The sequence below is a fragment of the Streptomyces sp. NBC_00223 genome (genome assembly GCF_036199905.1).
Taxonomy (GTDB): Bacteria; Actinomycetota; Actinomycetes; order Streptomycetales; family Streptomycetaceae; genus Actinacidiphila.
In genome coordinates this window covers 5,894,017-5,912,910 of sequence record NZ_CP108109.1, presented here as the reverse complement: position 1 = coordinate 5,912,910, position 18,894 = coordinate 5,894,017, and the positions used below count along the sequence as shown (strand labels likewise).

The following is an 18,894-nucleotide window of genomic DNA, read 5'->3' as shown; positions in this document are numbered from 1 at the left end:
CGTTGCCCCTTGACCGCCGCTCGCCATGACACCGACCCTACGGTGTGCCCACAGGGTGATCCACACGCCCTTCGTCCTGGGCGGCCCGGAGCCGCCGTTGCCGCCGTTCCGGAGCGAGCGCGCAGTAGTCGTACGGCAGGTCCGGAAGCGCGTACGGACATCCCCGGCCCCGCGCACGGCGGCTTCGTCGCCGGCTTCACCTGGGCAACGGGAGCCCCGGGACATTCACCGCCCACGCGCAGGCAGTGTGAAGTTCATGCCCGGGTAAGGCGGTGAGTCACTTTCGTTCGAATTGGTAGGGCTGAATCCAGAGGGCCTTCCTCCCTCTATGACGGGAGACTCATCCATAGGGGTTCGAAGTGATCCATGTCAGCGGCCGGTGGGCCGCCGCACCCACCCGCGACGATCCGGCAGTACGGCGCAGCGCGGCGCGTACCTCGGCACGCACCGCGGCGCGGCTCTCCGGCGGACGGGCGAGAACGGTCAGCCCCGTCCCGCGCCGGGCCCTCGCCGCAGTCCTTACGGCCTGTGCCGCCGTCGTACTGGCCCTCGCCGGACCGGCGACTCCGGCGGCCGCCCACCCCTTCGGCCCTCCGCCCACGGCCCGGATCAGCGCCGAGGGTGCACAGGTCCAACTGGTCTGGAAGGCCAGCGCCGACGACTGGGTCCTGCTCGGCGAGGCGCTCGGCGCGTTCGATAACCCCACCGGCGACGAGGACTTCGCCACCCTGACCGGGGAGCAGAAGCTTCAACGGTCGCGGAAGCTGCACTCCTACCTGCTGGACCGCATCGGGGTGAGCCAGCGCGGCGCACCCTGCCGCGGCGCGCTCGTGGTGCCGCAGCACCTGCTCGACAACGGGGTGGACTTCACGTTCGCCTGCCCCCGACCCGTCGACGACGTGGACGTACGGCTCACCGCGCTGACCGACCTCAACGCGGCCTACCGGACCATGCTCAGCGCCGCCCACGCCACCCCCGCCCGGACCCTCGTCACCTCCGACCACACCACCCAGCGCCTGGACTTCGCAACGGGCGACGCGACCGGCGGCGCACCCGCGACCGCGCTCGCCACCAGCGGCATCGCCGCGGTGCTGGCCGCCGGAGGACTGTTCGCACTACTGCGCCGCCCGCGGCGCACAAGGAAGGCCACGACATGAACGGCGTGAGCGGATACGAGAGACACCTGATCGCCCTCTTCGACAGCAGAGGCGTCTTCTGGGTCGCCCTGATCGTGGCGCTGGGAGTCGGAGCGCTGCACGCGGTCGCCCCCGGCCACGGCAAGACCGTGACGGCCGCCTACCTGGTGGGGGTTCGGGGACGCAACAGGGACGCCTTGCGCCTCGGCGTGATCGTCGCGGTCATGCACACCCTTTCCGTACTGGTGCTGGCCACTGCCTGGGTGGGGCTGACCGGTGCGGCCGGCTACGGGACCCAGACCGTCACCACGTGGATGCAGGTGGCCACCGGGCTCGTGGTCATCTCGGTCGGCGGCCATCTGACGTACCGCCAGTTCCGCCGCCGGGGCGCCGGGCACACGCACAGCCACTCGCACGGGGAACACCACCCTGTCGAGCACCCGGAACCGGCCCGGGCCGGCTCCACCCGGCACGGCGCCGGTCCGGACACGCCACACACCCACCACGAGGAGCACCACGGCCCTCATCTCGCCGCGGACGAGCCCGAGTCGGAGGACGCACACAGACACGGGCACGGACACGGGCACGGACACACCCACGACCACGGCCACTCGCACGGACACGGACACACCCACGACCATCTCGACCCCTGGTCCCGTCGTGGCCTGCTCGCCCTCGCCCTCTCCGGTGGCCTGCTGCCGTCCCCGTCCGCCTTCATCGTCCTTGTGAGCGGGCTGCTCACCGGGCGCTCGATCGACGCGATCATCCTCGTCCTGGCCTTCGGCGTCGGCATGGCCGCAACGCTGACCGCCGTCGGCGTACTGACCGTCCGAGGACACTCCCTGGTCACCCGCCACACCCACGCGCGCCCGCTGGCCGCTCGCGTGGCCGCCTGGATCCCGGCCGTCGCCGGACTGGGCGTCTCCATCGGCGGCTGCCTCTACCTCGTCGCCGCCCTCTCCACCCTCACCGCGTAACAGCCGGGCCGAACCACCGGCTGAGGACGATCCCGCACCCGGGAGAACGGCACGGCCGAGGCCGAGTCGCCTTCGCTGGTCGCACAGGCTCCCGGCCACGCGTACGTCCGCAACGGCGTCCGACCGGTGTACGGACCGTTCCGCCGTCGCCCGGGCAGCCCAGGTCAGTGGACCCGGACCATGACGGCCTGGTCGAAGGAGGTCAACTTCCGCCAGGACCCGCCGAGTTTTCTCCTTCAGGTGGCGATGAGGTTCTCCCGCCACGGAACGAGGTCGCCGGGCAGGTCGGGAGTGGCACGACAGGCGGCCACGAAGCTCCTTGCTCCGTAGCGGTGGTTGACACTCTCGCAACGGGCAGGGAGCTTCCTGCGTCACGGCCCCAGTCATCACCCGATCCGGGCGCGATCGGAAGCGCTCATCGGGTTCCGTGCCCAGAATCTCCGGGGGCCCTCAGTGCAAGCTCCCAGGGCCTGAGACCGTCTTTGAGTCGTCGAGTCTCCCGCCAAACGCTCCCCCCGACAAGAAGGCTCAGTTCCACAAATTTGATCCAGCGACCCCAGACACGCACCTGCGCCCGGCCGGCCAAGAGCACACCCACGAACTCAGCGCACACGTCTGATGGCACTTCATCGAATGTGAAGAGATCAACCATGATGCGATAGCTTTCACCACGCCCAAGCTTCTCAAGTACAATCCCAAGATCCCCCTCTGCCGATATCGACGCAAGCTGGCAATCGATCACCTCTCGACTCAAAATCGGAAATGCGACCGACATCTTGTTTCGTGACATGAATACAGAGACAAGTTCAACAAGTTCTTCCGGGTCCATGTTTTCACCCATCACTTGGGCGGCTGCACCGACTTGTTCGACACAGCCGCCCAGCCAAATCAACTTACTCTACCAGGAGTGGTCGTGCTCAAACCTTCCACGGCGAGGGCCATGCCACAGGTCAATTTTTCTACCCGCCAACTTTGCTCTGAAAACGGTGCGGACCTGCCCCGAGCCAACTGCGGGAGGATGCCTCGCTTGGTATCACCACGTCGCAGCGCCTTTGCTCCAGTATCGCCGAAGAGCTTTGACCGACCTCCAATGGACTTCGACAGGTAACTCTTCTTCCCCCATTTGACTTTCGCCTTGGCGCAACCCCAGCGCGCCTTGGAAGCCACCTTTTTCGGCATGGATGCGACGCGTTGGACGCGACTGGCCCTTGCGGACGGTATTGACGGTCTTGAACGCTTTGACGGCGGCTTTGGCGCCGCCGCCGGCGGAGGTGGTGGGTGCGAGGTCGGCGTCGGGGCCGGTGACGTAGGTGGGGGCCGAGGTGCAGCGGTCGGGCGGCTTCGGGGGCCGGCCCGGATGCAGTGCGAGCTGCGTCGAGCAGGCGGGCGGCCGCCTCCGCCGAGAAGGCCGCGTCTCCGCGCCATGCCGTGGACGGGCGGCACTGCCTGTCGTCCGGCCGCCGCGCGCTGGAACACGGCAGGCCGTCGCGGCGGCGATGAACGCCACGCTGCCTGATCCCGGCGGGAACCGTCTCATCTAGGGTTCTGGGCTATGAACGCAGCAGAGGAGCTGACCGAGCCCGATCGCATGATCGCTTACGCGCTCCAGGCCAACGGGCGCGCGACCTGGGGAGCGATCGCCCGGGCGCTCGGTTTGTCGGAGCGGACGGTGCAGCGGCGGGGCCAGCGGTTGCTCGACTCCGGACTGGTACAGGTCTCGACCTACCTGGACACGACGATCGTCGGCGAGGCGCATCCCCTGGTGCTGCGGCTGTCGACCCGCACCGGGGCCGCCCTCCAGGTCGGCGAGGAGCTCGCGCGCCGCCAGGATGCCTCGTCGGTCTCGGTGGTCGAGGGATCGGGGGACGTGGTGTGCATGCTCCTGCCGCGGACCCGTCAGGACAGCTCCCGGCTCCTGCTGGCCGAGCTGCCCGCGATAGACGGAGTGGTCTCGGTGGAGGCCAGCACCGTGCTGCGCTACTTCCGGTCCGGTTACGACTGGAGCGTGGGCGATCTGCCCGCGCCGGTCGTGGAGACCCTGCGCGCGGAGACGCCGACGCGCGGCGCGACGGCCTCCGGGCCGGTGCAGCTCACCCGGGAGGACGAGTCCCTGGTCGCGGCGCTCGCCGAGGACGGCCGGGCCACCGTGATCTCGTTGGCCAAGGCGGCCGACATCTCGGCGCCCACCGCTCGCCGGCGCCTGGAGGCACTGTTCGGCGCGGGCGCGCTGCACGTACGGACCGAACTCTCCTCGGCGGTGCACGATCTGCGGGTGGAAGCCATGATCTGGCTCAACGTGCCGCCGGACCAGGTGGAGAGCGTCGGCGCCGCGCTGGGGTGCCGCCGGGAGGTGCGGTTCTGCGTCGCCTGCACCGGGTCCTCGCAGATCCTCGTGGACTGCCTGGTGCCCGACCCGGGCGCTCTCTACTCGTTCCTCACCGGGGCCATCGGCTCCCTCGGCTCGGTCACCGTCGCCCGGTCCTCGGTCGTCCTGGAGGCACTACGGCGGGGCCCGATGCAGATGGCGAACATGAGATACGAGTGAGCCACATCTGTCGGAACAAGAAAGAAACCATTGCCCAAATAGCCGAGTAGGCATAATCTCTCCTCATCCGGAACGTAGGAGAGATCGATGCAGCTTCACGACGCGGCTCCAGCCGCAGCGCTTGACTGGGCGGCCGGCCATCTGGTGGACGGCCGACGGGTCCAGCCGCACGGGGAGCGGGAGATCACCGTGGTCAGCCCGCGCGACGGCAGTGTCGTCGGGCGGCTGGCGGCGGCGGACGAGACGGATGTGGACCAGGCCGTCCGTACGGCCCGCCGGGCCTTCGACGACGGCCGCTGGTCGCGGCTGCCGGCCGCCCGGCGCGGTGAGATCCTGATCCGCTTCGCGGACCTGGTCGCCGCCCACGCCGAGGAACTGGCGCTGCGCGTCGCGATCGAGATGGGCAAGCCCGTACGCGAGGCGCTCGACGTCGAACTGGCCGCCGTCGCCGGCTGTCTGCGCTGGTACGGGCAGCTCGCCGACAAAATCGCGGACGAGAACCCGGCCTCTCCGGGCGACGCGCTCGCCCTGGTCACCCGCGAGCCGGCCGGAGTGGTCGGGGCGGTCGTGCCCTGGAACTTCCCGCTCACGATGACGGCGTGGAAGCTCGGTCCTGCCCTGCTCGCGGGCAACAGCGTGATCCTCAAGCCCGCCGAGCAGACGTCCTTCTCCGCGCTGCGGCTCGGGGACCTCGCCCTGGAGGCGGGAGTCCCCCCGGGCGTGCTCAACGTCCTGCCCGGGCTCGGCCCGGAAGCCGGTGCGGCGCTCGGCCGCCATCCCGACGTCGACGTACTGGCCTTCACCGGATCGGTCGCTGTGGGCCACCGCTTCCTCGGATACGCGGCCGAGTCCAACGGCAAGCGGGTCTGGCCCGAACTGGGCGGGAAGTCGGCCGGCGTGATCCTTCCGGACGCCGACGTCGCCCGGGCCGGGCGCACCACGGCCTGGGCCTGCTTCTACAACCAGGGACAGATGTGCAGCGCCTCCTCGCGCATGATCGTCCACCGGGACGTTGCCGAAGAGGCGATCGCCGCCGCCGTGGAGGAGGCGCGCCGGATGCGGCCGGCCGACCCGCTCGACCCCACGGCGCCCTCGGGCGCCGTGGTGAGCGAGGCCCATCTGGAACGGATCCTCGGCCACGTCCGGGGCGCGCTGCGGGACGGCGCGACGCTCGCCGCGGGAACCGCCGAACGCTTCGTCCCCGACCCGGCGCTCGCGGGGGGCAGCTATCTCGCACCCGTGGTGCTCACCGGAGTCACCGAGAAGATGGCCATCGCCCGCGAAGAGGTCTTCGGCCCTGTGCTGTCGGTGCTCGTCGTCGACAGCACCGACGAGGCGGTACGGCTGGCCAACGCCACCCCGTACGGCCTGGCCGCCGGTCTGTGGACCCGCGATCTGTCCACCGCCCACACAGTGGCGAGGCGGCTGAAGGCGGGATCGGTCTGGGTGAACTGCTACGAGGAGGGTTCCATGTCCATGCCCTTCGGCGGTACGGGCGCGAGCGGCTTCGGCCGTGACAAGTCCGCGCACGCGATCGACAAGTACACCGACCTCAAGAGCACCTGGTTCCAGCTGGAGCCCCGATGAACCGGCCCCTTTCTCACGTTCCTTCGGTTCCTACGGTTCCTCCGGTCCTGATCGCCGTCACGAGCTGGCGCCGACCGCTGGACACCTACCTGGGTGCCGGCACCGACCTCTACACCCTCGGTACCGAGTACGCGCACGCCGTCAGCGCGGCCGGCGGTGTCCCGGTGCTGACCCCCACCCTCACCGCCGAGGAGACCGAGGTGGTCCTGGACACGGTGGCCGGGGTCCTGCTGTCCGGCGGCGGCGACGTCCATCCCGCGAGCTACGGCGCCGCAGGCGCGGCCGGCGAGCACGACCCCGGGCGGGACGCGACGGAGACGGCCCTGGTCCGCGGCGCGCTACGCCGGAAGATGCCCGTCCTGGGCATCTGCCGAGGGTTGCAGATCGCCAATGTGGCCCTGGGCGGCACCCTCCGGGAGGACCTTCCGGTCACCGCGGCCCATCCGGCCGTGCACGGCCCCGAGGCCCTGCGGGACCTGCGGCACGAGGTGCTGACCGACGCGGCCTGGCTCCGTGACTGCCTGCCCGAACCCGCGCGGGTCAATTCCATCCACCACCAGGCCCTCGACCGGGTGGCCGTCGAGCTGCGTCCTGTCGCCTGGGCCGCCGACGGTGTGATCGAGGCGGCGGAGAGCCGTACGCCGGACTGGTACTTCCGGGGGGTCCAGTGGCACCCGGAAAAGATGGCGGCCCCCGGCGAACGGCACCACGCCGACATCCTGTTCGAGGACTTCGTGACCGCGGCCCGCCGGTACGCCGCCGTTCCACCCCGATCCGCCGCCTGACGACCACGGCCGCCGACGGACCTCCAGCCCGCTCATACCCCGCCATTCCTCGCACACCATGAACCTCCTCACAATCTGTTCCTGTCCGAAATATGGCGAACTATCGTTCGCTGTTGTATGCCGTCCCGTATGTGGGGACGGCCATCGCCCCCGGAGAAACCCATGAGCACCGACCGCCGGATCTACCTCCAGTTCGACGACGGCACCCGCGCCGTCGCCACCCTCGCCACGGATGACGCCCCCGCCACCTGCGCGGCCATCTGGGACGCCCTCGCGGAGCCCGTCACCGAGAAGGTCATGCACGCCATGTACGCCGGGCCGGAGATCATGTTCGGCCTCCCCGAGCAGGCGCACACCTTCGACCCCCGGGCCCTGCCCGCGGAGAACCAGCAGGTGATCCCCGGCGCCGGCGACCTCATCTGGTTCTTCCAGGAACCCGGTCAGATGTCCGGGCTGAACTTCGAACTGTGGGAGGTCGGCGTCTTCTACGGGAAGGGCGGCCGCGTGTTCGGGCCGCTGGGCTGGACGCCGTGCACCATCTTCGCCTCGATCACGGAGGGGCTGGCCGAGTTCGCCGCCGCCTGCGCCGAGACCCGGGTCAGCGGCGTGCGGTCGCTGACCATCGGGCGCGTCGAATAGCCGATTCACCTCCTCCCGAATCACCCCGAATCCCCCTGGATTCCCCTGAAACAGACCTGCCATGTGTGTCTCCGGTGCCGCACCGGGAGCCACCCATCTGCGAGAAAGTACGGCGCCCCATCATGAAGATCAGAAAAAGCATCCTCGCCGGCACCGCCGCGGTGGTCGCCGCCGGCGTCCTGACCGCCTGTTCCGGCTCCTCCGGCTCCTCCGCCGACACCAGCGGCGCCACGCCGAAGGACTCCGCCAGCAGCAGCGCTTCCGCGGCCGGCGTGCAGCTTCCCCCGGACAGCGCCAAGGGCGACCTGGTCGCGCCCATGGTCATCGGGTACCCGCCCTACGCGATGCTGGAGTCGGGCAAGCCGGTCGGCGTGGACGTGGACCTGGCCGACGCGCTCAGCGGACCGTTCGGCAAGACGGTCAAGCAGCGTAAGGACTCCTTCGAGAACGCGCTTCTGGGCGTGAACCGCGGAACGTACTTCGGCGTCTTCGGCGCGGACGTCACCGCCGAGCGCGAGAAGGCCTTCGACCAGGTCGCCTTCCTGGAAGACCACTACGAGTTCCTGTCGCTCAAGGACAGCCCGGCGCTCGGCACCTCGATGGACGCTCTCTGCGGCAAGAAGATCTCCATGGTCGCCGCCTCCAGTTCCGTCCCGGTCCTGAAGCAGCAGTCCGCCGACTGCGTCAAGGCCGGCAAGCCGGCCGTCGACGTCAAGACGTTCGCCGACCAGGGCGCCGCCACCCTGGCGGTGCGCAGCAAGCAGGTGGACGCCACGACCGCGACCGTCACCAACCTCGGCTACGTGGCCAAGCAGTCCGGGGACGTCTTCACCCTCGGCGGCCCCCGCTATCTGTCGGTCTACATCGGCGTGGCCACCAAGAAGGGCAACGGGATGGCCCAGGCGGTGGCCGACGGCCTCGACGCGCTGATCAAGGACGGCTCGTACCAGAAGATCCTGGAGCGCTACGGCGTCGAGAAGGCCGGCGTGACCAAGGCGCTCGTCAACCCCACCCCGAACCCGACCCACTGAGGATCCGGCCATGGCCGACACCAGCAAATCTCCCCAGGGGACAGCGCTCCCCGGGAACAACGTGCCGCCCGCGGCCGAACCCGTAGCGGGGGGAGCCGCCGGGCTCCCCCCGCACCCCTTCGCCGGGATGCACCGCTCCCCGCATCCCCATTACGTGCGCAAGGTCGCCGCGGTCGTGGTCGTCCTCGTGTGCGCGTTCTGGCTCCAGGGCCTGGCACGCAACAAGAACCTGGCCTGGGGCACCGTCGGCGACTACTTCTTCGACCACTCGATCATGGAGGGGCTGGAGCGGACGGTGATCATCACCGTCGTCTCCATCGCCATCGCCGTCGTCCTCGGCGCGGTCCTCGCCAACATGCGGCTCTCCGCCAACTCCGTGCTCCGCGGGGCGGCAGGCGCCTACGTGTGGTTCTTCCGCTCCATGCCGCTGCTGGTCCTGCTCATCCTGGTCTACAACTTCTCGCTGATCTACCCCGCGCTGGGGCTCGGCGTCCCGTTCGGACCGCAGTTCTTCGACGTCGACACCAAGAACCTGGTGCAGCCGGTCACCGCGGCCATCATCGCCTTCGGGCTCCAGCAGGCGGCCTACACCTCCGAGGTGCTGCGGGCGGCGATCCTGTCCGTACCGAACGGGCAGCGGGAAGCGGCGACGGCCCTGGGAATGTCGAACATCCGCACCTTGCGGCGGATCGTCTTCCCGCAGGCCCTGCGGATGGCGGTGCCGCCGATCGCCAACGAGTCGATCAACCTGCTGAAGTCCACCTCCCTGGTGGCCTTCATCTCCGTGCCTGACCTGCTCTACTCCGTCCAGCAGATCTACAACAGCAACTTCCAGGTCATCCCGCTGCTCATCGTCGCGAGTCTCTGGTACATGATCATCGTCTCGGTGATGTCGGTGGGCCAGACGCTGCTGGAGCGGACCCTGCGCAACACCCCCGGCCGGTCCGGGGCCCAGCCCAAGGCAATCGAGGTGGATCAGCCGTGACCTCCGCAGACACCGACCCCATCCTGCGCGCGGTGGACATCACCAAGCGGTACGGCGACCAGACGGTCGTGGACCATGTGAGTCTGGACGTGGCGCGCGGCGAGACCATCTGCCTGCTGGGCCCCTCGGGAGCGGGCAAGAGCTCGTTCCTGCGCTGTCTGAACATGCTGGAGAGGGCGGACGAGGGGGCCGTCCTCCTCGACGGCGAACTCCTCGGCTACCGGGCGCACGGCACCTCCGTCCGTGAACTGCCGAACCGCCTGGAGGCCGCGCAGCGCATACACATCGGCATGGTCTTCCAGGGGTTCAATCTCTTCTCCCACCTGACCATCCTCCAGAACATCATCGAGGCACCGGTCGGCGTACTGGGCCGGAGCAAGGCCGAGGCCACCCGGCGGGCGCGGGAACTGCTGGCCCTGGTCGGGCTCCAGGAGAAGGCGGACTCGTACCCCGCCGAGTTGTCCGGCGGCCAGCAGCAGCGGGTGGCCATCGCGCGTGCGCTGGCCATGGACCCCAAGGTCCTCCTCTTCGACGAACCGACCTCGGCGCTGGACCCCGAGCTCGTCGCCGGAGTGCTGGACGTGATCCGGTCACTGGCCAGTACCGGGATGACGATGCTGATCGTCACGCACGAGATCGGCTTCGCGCGTGAGGTGTGCGACCGGTTCGTGTTCATGGAGAACGGCCGGGTGGTGGAGACCGGCCCCTCCGCGCGGCTCACCCCGACCGGCGCCGCCCACGAACGCACACGGGCCTTCCTGTCGAAGGTGCTCTGAAGCCTCCCGGCCGGCCCTGTCCGCGACCGCCGGGCACCGGGCGGCCGTTCGGCGGCAGCGGTACCGGAAGTCATGTGCGCGGCAGAGCGGTAACGGTCATCACGCGCCGGTCGACTGCCGTGCGAGCAAACGCTCGGCCGGGAGACCCCGGCCGAGCGTTTGGTCGAGCCGGCCGCTAGGCCGCCATCAGGTCAGATCGTCGGTGTGTCATCGATGACCTCCTTGTGCGGTTCGACAACGAACTTCCAGCCGTCGCTGGGCTCCATGAACCGCACCCGGGTCGGGTGGATGTCCAGGGCGCGGCGGTCGCGGTTCTGGCTGCCGGTGCCTTTCCGTCCTCGGATCGGCTCCTCGAACAGGTCGACCTTGACGTCCGGCACCGCGACGACTTCCTCGTTCCAGCGCTGAACGATCCCCGCACCGAACGCGTCCCGCGCGGCGGAGTAAAGCGACTCCAGAGAATCCTTGTTCCCCTCGGGAACGAACAGGGCGAGGTTCAGGAGGACACCGGCACTCCGGAGAACTTCGATTGTTTCTCCTGCCTTGTCGGTGACCCAGACCCCGGACTCTTCGGTGCTGTCCGGGAGAACACTGATCTCGTCGCCGAAGATTGTCCTTGCGGTGAAGGACCCTCCCTCGAAATCCTTACCCGGCTTCACAAGAAAAGCCGGAGCGTAGCAGTCGAGAGGAAGACCGGCCGTCTCCGCCGAGACGAAGATTCCGTCCTGGAGGCCCAACTCCGCGACCTCACCGGCCGTAAGACGTCGAGCCGTAACCTTCTCGGTATTCACGCCATTCCCCTTTTTTCGGCGTCCCATGAATTCAACCCGACTCTATCATGGAATCAACGTGCCAGTTCCCGCTGTTCGCGGCTCCGCGGTCACGCGAGTTCCGGTCGACTCTGCGTGCGATTCGCCGACGACCCATGAAGTGAATCAACACACCACCTGGAATCGGGCGCAAGAAATTCCCCGGACCACTGCGGAAATCCGCCGGCCCCGGCAAAACAATCGAGCCATTATTCGGCGCATTGACGACCACGGAATCCAGTACGCCATTCTCACCGACTCCGCTCTTCCCGGGTCTGCCGCGGAAGACACGTCGGGGAAGACCACGAACAAAACCCCCGTGGCCCCGCCGGCGTGTGGAGCACGCCGGCGGGGCCACGGGGGTCGGACGGGGTCGGGTCGGACAGGTCGCCCGGGTCGTACGGGGTCGGGTCAGGAGTTCCAGACCTGGAAGTCCGAGATCTGGCCCGCCGGCCAGCCCGAGTTGCCCGTGACGTTCACCCGGAACCAGCGCTGAGTGGTGGCGGGGAAGGTGATCGTGACGGTGTTGTTGCTCGCCGGGTCGAAGCTGTAGGCCGCCGACGCCTTCACCGTCGTGAACGTGGAGCCGTCGGTGCTCCCTTGCAGGGACAGCGTCTGGGTGCGGGAACCCCAGTCGGCGGGCAGCCGCAGGACGACGCGGGACGCGCTCTGCGCGGAGCCGAGGTCCACCTGGACCCACTGCGGGAAGGCGTTGTTGGCGCTCTCCCAGTAGGTGGACTGGTTGCCGTCCGTCACGTTCGACGAGCCGTACGTCTGCGTGTGGCTGGATTCTCCGGTGCCCTTGCCGGCCGCGAGGTCGGTGCTCGGGGTGGCGCCGGTGCCGGTGCCGGACAGAGCCACGGTGGTGGGGCTGTTGGACGCGTTGCTGGTGACGGTGACGCTGCCGGTACGGGTGCCGGCCGCGGTCGGTGTGAAGGTGACGGCGATCGTGCAGGTGGCCCCGGCGGCGATGGACGTACCGCAGGTGTTGGTCTGCGCGAAGTCGCCGCCGGCCACGAGGGAGGTGACCGAGGCGGCGGCCGTACCGGAGTTGGTCACCGTGACGCTCTGCGCGGGGCTGGTGGTGTTCACCGTCCGGGCGGCGAAGGTCAGCGAGGCCGGCGAGGCCGCGAGGGCCGCCGCCGGGGTGCCGGTGCCCGCTGCCGTGAAGGTGAGGTGGTTGAGGTTCCAGTTGCCGTTGTCCTGGTTGAGTGTGAGGACCTGCCGGCCGGCCGGGAGTGTGACGCGGGCGGTGACCGTCGACCAGGTCTGCCAGTCGCCGGTGGCGGGGATGGCGACCGCTCCGCTGAGGTCGGTCCCGGACGCGTTGGACAGGTGCAGCGCGCCGGTCACCGCGGCGGGAGCCGCGACCCTCAGGCCGACGGTGTACGTACCGGCCGTGGCGACGTTCACCGTGTAACGGAACCACTGCCCGCCGCTGGTCCAGCCGAGGTTGTAGCCGCCGCCGGTGTCGGAGGTGGCCTCCAGGTCGACGCCGTCGGAGCGGTAGGCGGTGCCGTTGCCGTTGACCGAGTTGACGTTGTACGCGACGCTCTGGCCGCCGGTGTCGTAGTTCTCCGCCTGTACGGTGCCGGGCACCGCGGCCGGGGTGCCGCCGAAGGGCGCCTCGACCGGGGCCGGGCCGCCCTGCCAGCTGTTGCCGCTCAACGTCGCGGTGAAGCCGCTGGAGTTGTTGGCGAAGGCGGTGGCGCCGGCCTTGAGCCCGGACAGGGTGTTGCCGGTGATGTTCGCCGACCCCGTGGGCGCCGGGTAGAACGGCGGCGCGATCACGACGCCGTTACGGCCCGGGGTGGTGATCGTGTTGTTCTGGAGCAGGGTGTTGGTCGAGGTGGAGAAGCCGACCGCGTCGTAGAGGGAGTCGGTCACGGTGTTGCCGGTCACGGTGACGTGGTCGACGACCCCGGTGTTCTGGCCGTCACCGCCGTTGCCGATCTGGAGCGCGGGCTGGCCCTGGCTGTAGCCGTTGCCGCCCGACCTGACGACGACATTGCCGGACAGCGTCGCCGACAGCAGATCACTGCCGTTGACGCCGAAGCGGCCGGCGCCCAGGCCGATGTACCGCGCGGTGTCGCTGATGTAGTTGCCGCTGACCAGGTGGCCGCTGCCGCCGTAGATTCCGATGCCCTTGCCTCCCCACGGCGCGATCGTGGTGTTGTTGGTCATCGTGATGTTGGTCATCGCGTTGTAGTAGGTCGTGCTGCTGCCGTTGGTGTTGTAGTTGACCGAGTTGATGGCCATCGCGTCGTCACCGGTGCCGCGCACGAAGTTGTTGGTGGCGGTCAGGTTGTTTCCGGTGTTCGAGTCGAGCGACACGTTGTTCAGGTTGATCCCGTCGGCCCAGATCGAGGTCAGGCGGCTGTTCTGCACCTTGCCGCCGGTGCCCGAGGCCCAGAAGCCGGACATCGTGTGCTGGGTCCAGATGCCGTCGGCCGACCAGTTGGTGCCGGTGGTGTCCATGGCGCCGCCGTCGCCGCCGATGGTGCTGCGGCTGACGGCGTTGGCGTCGATGTGGAAGTTCCGCACGGTGCACGAGGTCAGGGAGAACAGCGCGGCCAGCGGGGTGTTGTTGGGCACCGGCACATCGCGGTAGACCGTGGTGTACCAGAGGCCGGCCCCGGCGATGGTGATGCCCCGGGCCTGGAGGCCCGCGGTGCCCTTCACATAGAAGGTGCCCTGGGGGATCCAGAGGATCTTGCCCTGGGACTGCGCCTGGTTGATGCAGTTCTGGATGGCGGGGCCGCTGTCCACCGACTGGCTGTCGGCGGACCCGTTGGTCGGGTTGCCGTCCGACACCGCGCCGCAGCTGGTGATGGAGATCGAGTTGGCGGGCTGGGCGATCGGCGCCGGCGGGTTCTCCACGTCGATGGCGTCCACGTCGTAGAACGACGCGCCGTTCGAGGAGTCCTTCTGCAGGGAGAAGGTGCTGCCGGGGGCGATGGGCGTGCCGGTGACGAAGGTGTGCGCCTCGTCGAAGAACACGCGCGGGGAGCCGTCCGACGGGATCTGGTCGTCGCTGTTGTTGTAGTTGTTGCTGCCCTCGTACACCCACGTCTGCTTGGAGTTGAGGTTCAGCGCCTGCCGGAAGGTGCCGTTGACGTACAGGTCGAGCGTGCCGGTGATGCCGCCGCCCGCCGAGGAGTCCGGGATGCTGGCACGGACGTTGACGAAGCTGATCGGCTGGCCGGTGTTGTTCGTCCACTGCACCGACTGGCCGGTGGCGCCGAGATGGACGTACGCGTGCCCGGACGCCTCAAGTGCGGCGCTGGAGTACTGAGTCGTCGGCGCCGAGGTCAGCGCGACCGTGCCGGCGCCCCCGCCCAGGGTTCCCGCCTCGGCCTCGTAGGTGGTGAACGGAGTGTCGGCGCCCGCCCCCGCGCTCGCGGCCGACGCCGCTGGAGCGGCCGCGGTGTGTGACGCGGCGCCGGCCGACGCGGCGGACATCCCCACCATGCCGAGCACGGCGACCAGAGCCACGGCCAGACGCGGGACGAGCCTCATGTCGCCTAAAGGTCTTGGGATCTCACGCATCTGACGCTCCTTCGAGGGCACGTGGATGGCGGGCGCCACGACCGTACAGAGCACGTCAGAAGACCGCAAGGTTCCGATCAGATAAAGAAAATATTACGCAGTGTATGGGAAGAGTGCGCGCCTACCCGCTGACTTCAGGTGACGGACCTCCTGACGCGCCGTGGGCGATCCGCCACGGCACCACCGAGCGCGCCCACGGCCCGCCGGGTCCGGCAGCGGCCCGGGCGTGCCGCACATCCGCGCGGGCGCCGGGCCGTACGGGGACGGTCGGCCCGGGGGAAGTCGGCCAGGGGGAAGTCGGCCAGGGGCCCCGGGCCGGGGGCAGTCGGCCGGGGCGCCCGCGCGGGGTCGGACAAGCGGTCGAACGGGCGGCCGGCAGGCGGCCGAACCGGCATGCGGTCAAAGGGGACGCAGCCGGCCAGGGCGCGGGCGCCAGGGGCGCGGGCGCATCGCCCTCAGGCCGTCACGGGTCGAGCCGGACCACGCGTACGGCGCCCGCCGGCAGGGCCAGGCTGCCGGCGACCCGCTCGTCGCCGAGCAGGTCGGTGCCGGCCCGCTCCAGCGGCACCTTCGCTTCGGCGGCGGTGTGGTTGATGGCGAAAAGGTAGGCGTACTCGGTGCCTTCGCGCACGACGACCTCGACATCGCGCGGCAGACCGGACCGGTCGGGGACACGGCCGCCGGCGCAGGCCCGGTCCAGTACGCGGCCCAGTCCCTCGGGCGTGAGCCGGGTGGAGACGTACCACGCCTGGCCGGCGCCCAGCATGTGCCGGGTGACGGCGGGGCGGCCGGCGGCGGGACCGTCGGTGTAGGTCCAGACCGGCTCCGCTCCGCGCGGCACCACGTCCTCGGTCCACACCGTGCCCCGCAGCGTGTCGCCGACGGTGGGGCCGGCCACCTCGCCCAGCCCCACCCGCTCCCCCTCCCGCAGCGGCAGGAACTCCTCGACGGTGAGCCCGAGCACGTCCCGCAGCACACCGGGGTGCGGCCCGGGGTGCACCCGGTCGTCCGTGTCGACGATGCCGGAGAAGTACGAGACGACGAGTGTGCCGCCCTGCTCGACGTACGCCCGCAGACCGGCTCCGGCAGCCTCGCTCGCCAGGTACAGGGCGGGCACGACCACCAGCGGATACGCCGTCAGGTCCTGCTCGGGATGGGCGAAGTCGACGGTGAGGTGCCGGTCGAAGAGGGCTTCGTAGAACGCGTCGGCGCGCTCGTCGGCGCGGTGGTCCTGGCTGGGCCGCCACTCCAGACCCTGCGCCCACCAGGACTGCCAGTCCCAGACGACCGCCGCGTCCGCGCGCACCCGGGTGCCGGCGATCTCGGCGAGTCGGCCGATGTCCGCGCCGAGGGCCACGACCTCGTGCCAGATCCGGCTGTCGGTACCGGCGTGCGGCAGCATCGCGGAGTGGAACTTCTCGGCGCCGTAACGCGAGGCCCGCCACTGGAAGAACATCGCGCCCTCCGAGCCGCGCGCGATGTGCGCGAGGCTGTTGCGGGCGAGTTCGCCGGGCCGCTTGGCGAGGTTGCGCGGCTGCCAGTTGACCGCGCCGGTGGAGTGCTCAAGCAGCAGCCAGGGGGCACCGCCGGCCACCGAACGGGTCAGGTCGGCGCTCATCGACAGGTTGACGTGGCTGCGCTCGGACTCGGAGACGAGGTAGTGGTCATTGCTGACCAGGTCCACCTCCGGCCCCCAGGCCCAGTAGTCCACGCTGCGGCACTGGCTGAGCGCGGTCATGAAGTTGGTGGTGACCGGGATGCCCGGGGACAGTCGGTGCAGGATGTCGCGTTCGGCCCGGAAGTTGGCGAGCATGGCGTCATTGCTGAAACGGGCGAAGTCCAGCTGCTGGGCGGGGTTGCCCGCGGTGGGCGTGAGCCGGGGAGTGCCGATCTGCGACCAGTCGCCGTAGCTCTGGCCCCAGAAGCGGGTGCCCCAGGTGTCGTTGAGCGCGTCGAGCGATCCGTACCGCTCGCGCAGCCACCGCCGGAAGTCGTCGGCGGAGACCTCGCAGTAGCACGCGGAGACCGGTGCGCCGTACTCGTTGTGGACGTGCCACAGGGCCAGCGCCGGGTGGTCCCGGTAGCGCCCGGCGAGCGCGGTGGTGATGTCGGCGGCGGCCGCGCGGTAGTGCGGGTTGCTGTGGCAGATCGCGGCGCGGCCGCCGAACGCCAGGCGCCGGCCGTCCTTGGTGACCGGCAGGGCCTCGGGGTGCGCCTGGTAGAACCAGGCGGGCGGGACGACGGTCGGGGTGCCCAGGTCGGCCCGGATGCCGTGGCCGTGCAGTTGGTCGAGCAGCCGGTCGAGCCAGCCGAAGTCGTGTACGCCCGGGGACGGTTCGAGCAGCGCCCAGGAGAAGATGCCGACGCTGACCATCGTCACGCCCGCCTCGCGCATCAGCGCCATGTCCTCGGCCCACATGTGTTCCGGCCACTGCTCGGGGTTGTAGTCCCCGCCGAAGGCGAGCCGCTGCCCGGTCATTCGATCTCCCCACCTGTCCGTGAACGTGCACACCGTAGTCCACCCACCGAGGGGATCGGCAAGGGGGCAAGTCCTTGGCCGCTCGGAAGGGAACACCGTGTTTTCTACGCAATGTTGGGGATTGTCCACGCTGCCACTTCGTTACTGCGCAATGCCTTGACAGGTATCGGGCTGATTTCCCTACTGTGAACGCTCACAGCAGCCGGGAGATGAGCCGCAACCTGCGGACGCGCTGCCAGAGGGAGGACCCATGCTTTCGAAGCACCGCCGTCTCGCCGTCGGAGTCGCCCTGACCGTGATGGTCGGCACTCTCGTCGCCGGCTGCGACGGATCGTCCGACTCCGGTGCGAAGGGATCGTCGTCCGCCACGGCCAAGGACTCCGCCGCCGGCCCGGTCAAGCTCACCTACTGGGCGTGGGCGCCCAACCTGGACAAGGTCGTCGCCCTGTGGAACACCTCCCACCCGGACATCCAGGTCACCGTCGAGAAGCAGGCCTCCGGCGACGACCTGCTCACCAAGGTCATCACCGCCTCCAAGGCCGGCGGCGGCCCCGACCTGCTCCAGGCCGAGTACCAGGCGCTGCCCACCCTGGTCAGCAACGACGTCCTGGCCGATGTCACCGAGCAGGCCGGCAGCGCCTCGGACAAGTTCGCTCCGGGCCTGTGGAAGCAGGTCACGCTCGGCACCGACGCCGTCTACGCCGTCCCGCAGGACAGCGGGCCGCTGATGTTCTACTACCGCAAGGACCTGTTCAAGAAGTACGGCCTGACCGTCCCCACCACCTGGGACGAGTTCGCCGCCGACGCGCGCAAGCTGCGTACCGAGGACAGCGGCAAGTACCTCACCACGTTCTCCAGCAACGACCCGGGGCTGTTCGCGGGCCTGGCCCAACAGGCGGGCGCCTCCTGGTGGACCACGTCGGGCGACACCTGGAAGGTCGCCATGAACGACGCCGCCACCCGCAAGGTCGCCGGCTTCTGGGGCGGCCTCGTCAAGGAGGGCGCGATCAGCAACCAGCCGATGTACACCCCCGCCTGGAACAAGGCACTGGACACCGGCACGCAGATCGCCTGGGTCTCCGCGGTGTGGGCGCCCGGCGTGCTGTCCAGCAGCGCGCCCAGCGGCAAGGGCAAGTGGGCGATGGCGCCGCTCCCGCAGTGGGGCGCCGGGCAGGACACCACCGGCAGTTGGGGCGGTTCCTCGACCGGCATCAGCTCCCACTCCAAGCACCAGGACGCGGCCGCGCAGTTCGCGCTGTGGCTCAACACCGACCCGCAGGCCGTGAACGCCCTGGTCAAGGAGTCCTCCGTCTACCCGGCCGCCACCGACGCGCAGACCGGCGGCGCCCTGGCGACCGCCCCCGACTACTTCGCCGACCAGCCCGACTTCTACGCCACCGCCGCGAAGATCGCCGCCACCACCGCCCCCGCCGCCTGGGGCCCGAACGTCAACACCGCCTACAGCGCCTTCAAGGACGCCTTCGGCAAGGCCGCCCAGGACAGGACCGACTTCCTGTCCGCGCTGGACACCGTGCAGTCGACGACCGCGGCCGACATGCGCAAGCAGGGCTTCAAGGTCGCGGACTGAGCCGGCCG

General features: G+C 69.7%; 14 protein-coding genes. 10 read left to right on the top strand and 4 right to left on the bottom strand.

Annotation, left to right across the window (positions count from 1 at the left end; translation table 11 throughout):
* Positions 1–359: 359 nt before the first annotated feature.
* Complete coding sequence (locus OHA30_RS25255; RefSeq protein WP_328916164.1) at positions 360–1,157, top strand: hypothetical protein; 798 nt, start codon at positions 360–362, stop codon at positions 1,155–1,157.
* Positions 1,154–2,113: a nickel/cobalt transporter gene (locus OHA30_RS25250; RefSeq protein WP_328916163.1), complete on the top strand. Its 960-nt coding sequence runs from the start codon at positions 1,154–1,156 to the stop codon at positions 2,111–2,113. The genes OHA30_RS25255 and OHA30_RS25250 overlap by 4 nt, the downstream gene beginning before the upstream one ends.
* A 415-nt stretch (positions 2,114–2,528) precedes the next feature.
* Here the strand turns inward: OHA30_RS25250 and OHA30_RS25245 are convergent, their stop codons facing one another.
* Positions 2,529–2,942 carry a hypothetical protein gene (locus OHA30_RS25245; RefSeq protein WP_328916162.1) on the bottom strand — a complete coding sequence of 138 codons (414 nt, stop codon included), beginning with the start codon at positions 2,940–2,942 and terminating at the stop codon, positions 2,529–2,531.
* A 723-nt stretch (positions 2,943–3,665) separates the two neighbouring features.
* Between OHA30_RS25245 and OHA30_RS25240 the strand changes: the two genes are divergently transcribed.
* The 7 genes from OHA30_RS25240 (at position 3,666) to OHA30_RS25210 (ending at position 10,461) form a co-directional block, all read left to right on the top strand.
* Entirely contained in the window at positions 3,666–4,658 is a 993-nt protein-coding gene (locus OHA30_RS25240) for an Lrp/AsnC family transcriptional regulator (RefSeq protein WP_328916161.1), read from the top strand.
* 87 nt (positions 4,659–4,745) lie between these two features.
* Entirely contained in the window at positions 4,746–6,245 is a 1,500-nt protein-coding gene (locus OHA30_RS25235; RefSeq protein ID WP_328916160.1) for an aldehyde dehydrogenase family protein, read from the top strand.
* Positions 6,242–7,030 carry a gamma-glutamyl-gamma-aminobutyrate hydrolase family protein gene (locus tag OHA30_RS25230; protein WP_328916159.1) on the top strand — a complete coding sequence of 263 codons (789 nt, stop codon included), beginning with the start codon at positions 6,242–6,244 and terminating at the stop codon, positions 7,028–7,030. Before OHA30_RS25235 ends, OHA30_RS25230 begins: the two co-directional genes overlap by 4 nt.
* Before the next feature lie 162 nt (positions 7,031–7,192).
* On the top strand, positions 7,193–7,669 hold the full coding sequence (locus tag OHA30_RS25225) for a DUF3830 family protein (protein WP_328916158.1): 477 nt from the start codon (positions 7,193–7,195) through the stop codon (positions 7,667–7,669).
* A gap of 122 nt (positions 7,670–7,791) precedes the next feature.
* Entirely contained in the window at positions 7,792–8,700 is a 909-nt protein-coding gene (locus tag OHA30_RS25220; RefSeq protein ID WP_328916157.1) for a transporter substrate-binding domain-containing protein, read from the top strand.
* A gap of 10 nt (positions 8,701–8,710) precedes the next feature.
* Positions 8,711–9,685, top strand: coding sequence for an amino acid ABC transporter permease (locus OHA30_RS25215; protein WP_328916156.1), 975 nt, complete (start codon positions 8,711–8,713; stop codon positions 9,683–9,685).
* Positions 9,686–9,705: 20 nt separating this feature from the next.
* Positions 9,706–10,461 carry an amino acid ABC transporter ATP-binding protein gene (locus tag OHA30_RS25210; RefSeq protein ID WP_328917988.1) on the top strand — a complete coding sequence of 252 codons (756 nt, stop codon included), beginning with the start codon at positions 9,706–9,708 and terminating at the stop codon, positions 10,459–10,461.
* Positions 10,462–10,652: 191 nt separating this feature from the next.
* On the opposite strand, the gene OHA30_RS25205 is transcribed toward OHA30_RS25210, so the two are convergent.
* The 3 genes from OHA30_RS25205 to OHA30_RS25195 form a co-directional block, all read right to left on the bottom strand.
* Positions 10,653–11,252 carry a hypothetical protein gene (locus OHA30_RS25205; RefSeq protein WP_328916155.1) on the bottom strand — a complete coding sequence of 200 codons (600 nt, stop codon included), beginning with the start codon at positions 11,250–11,252 and terminating at the stop codon, positions 10,653–10,655.
* A gap of 429 nt (positions 11,253–11,681) precedes the next feature.
* Positions 11,682–14,789, bottom strand: coding sequence for a carbohydrate-binding protein (locus tag OHA30_RS25200; protein WP_328916154.1), 3,108 nt, complete (start codon positions 14,787–14,789; stop codon positions 11,682–11,684).
* Between the two features lie 493 nt (positions 14,790–15,282).
* On the bottom strand, positions 15,283–17,298 hold the full coding sequence (locus tag OHA30_RS25195; RefSeq protein ID WP_328916153.1) for a beta-galactosidase: 2,016 nt from the start codon (positions 17,296–17,298) through the stop codon (positions 15,283–15,285).
* Between the two features lie 250 nt (positions 17,299–17,548).
* On the opposite strand from OHA30_RS25195, the gene OHA30_RS25190 reads away from it, so the two are divergent.
* Entirely contained in the window at positions 17,549–18,886 is a 1,338-nt protein-coding gene (locus OHA30_RS25190; protein WP_328916152.1) for an ABC transporter substrate-binding protein, read from the top strand.
* Positions 18,887–18,894 lie beyond the last annotated feature (8 nt).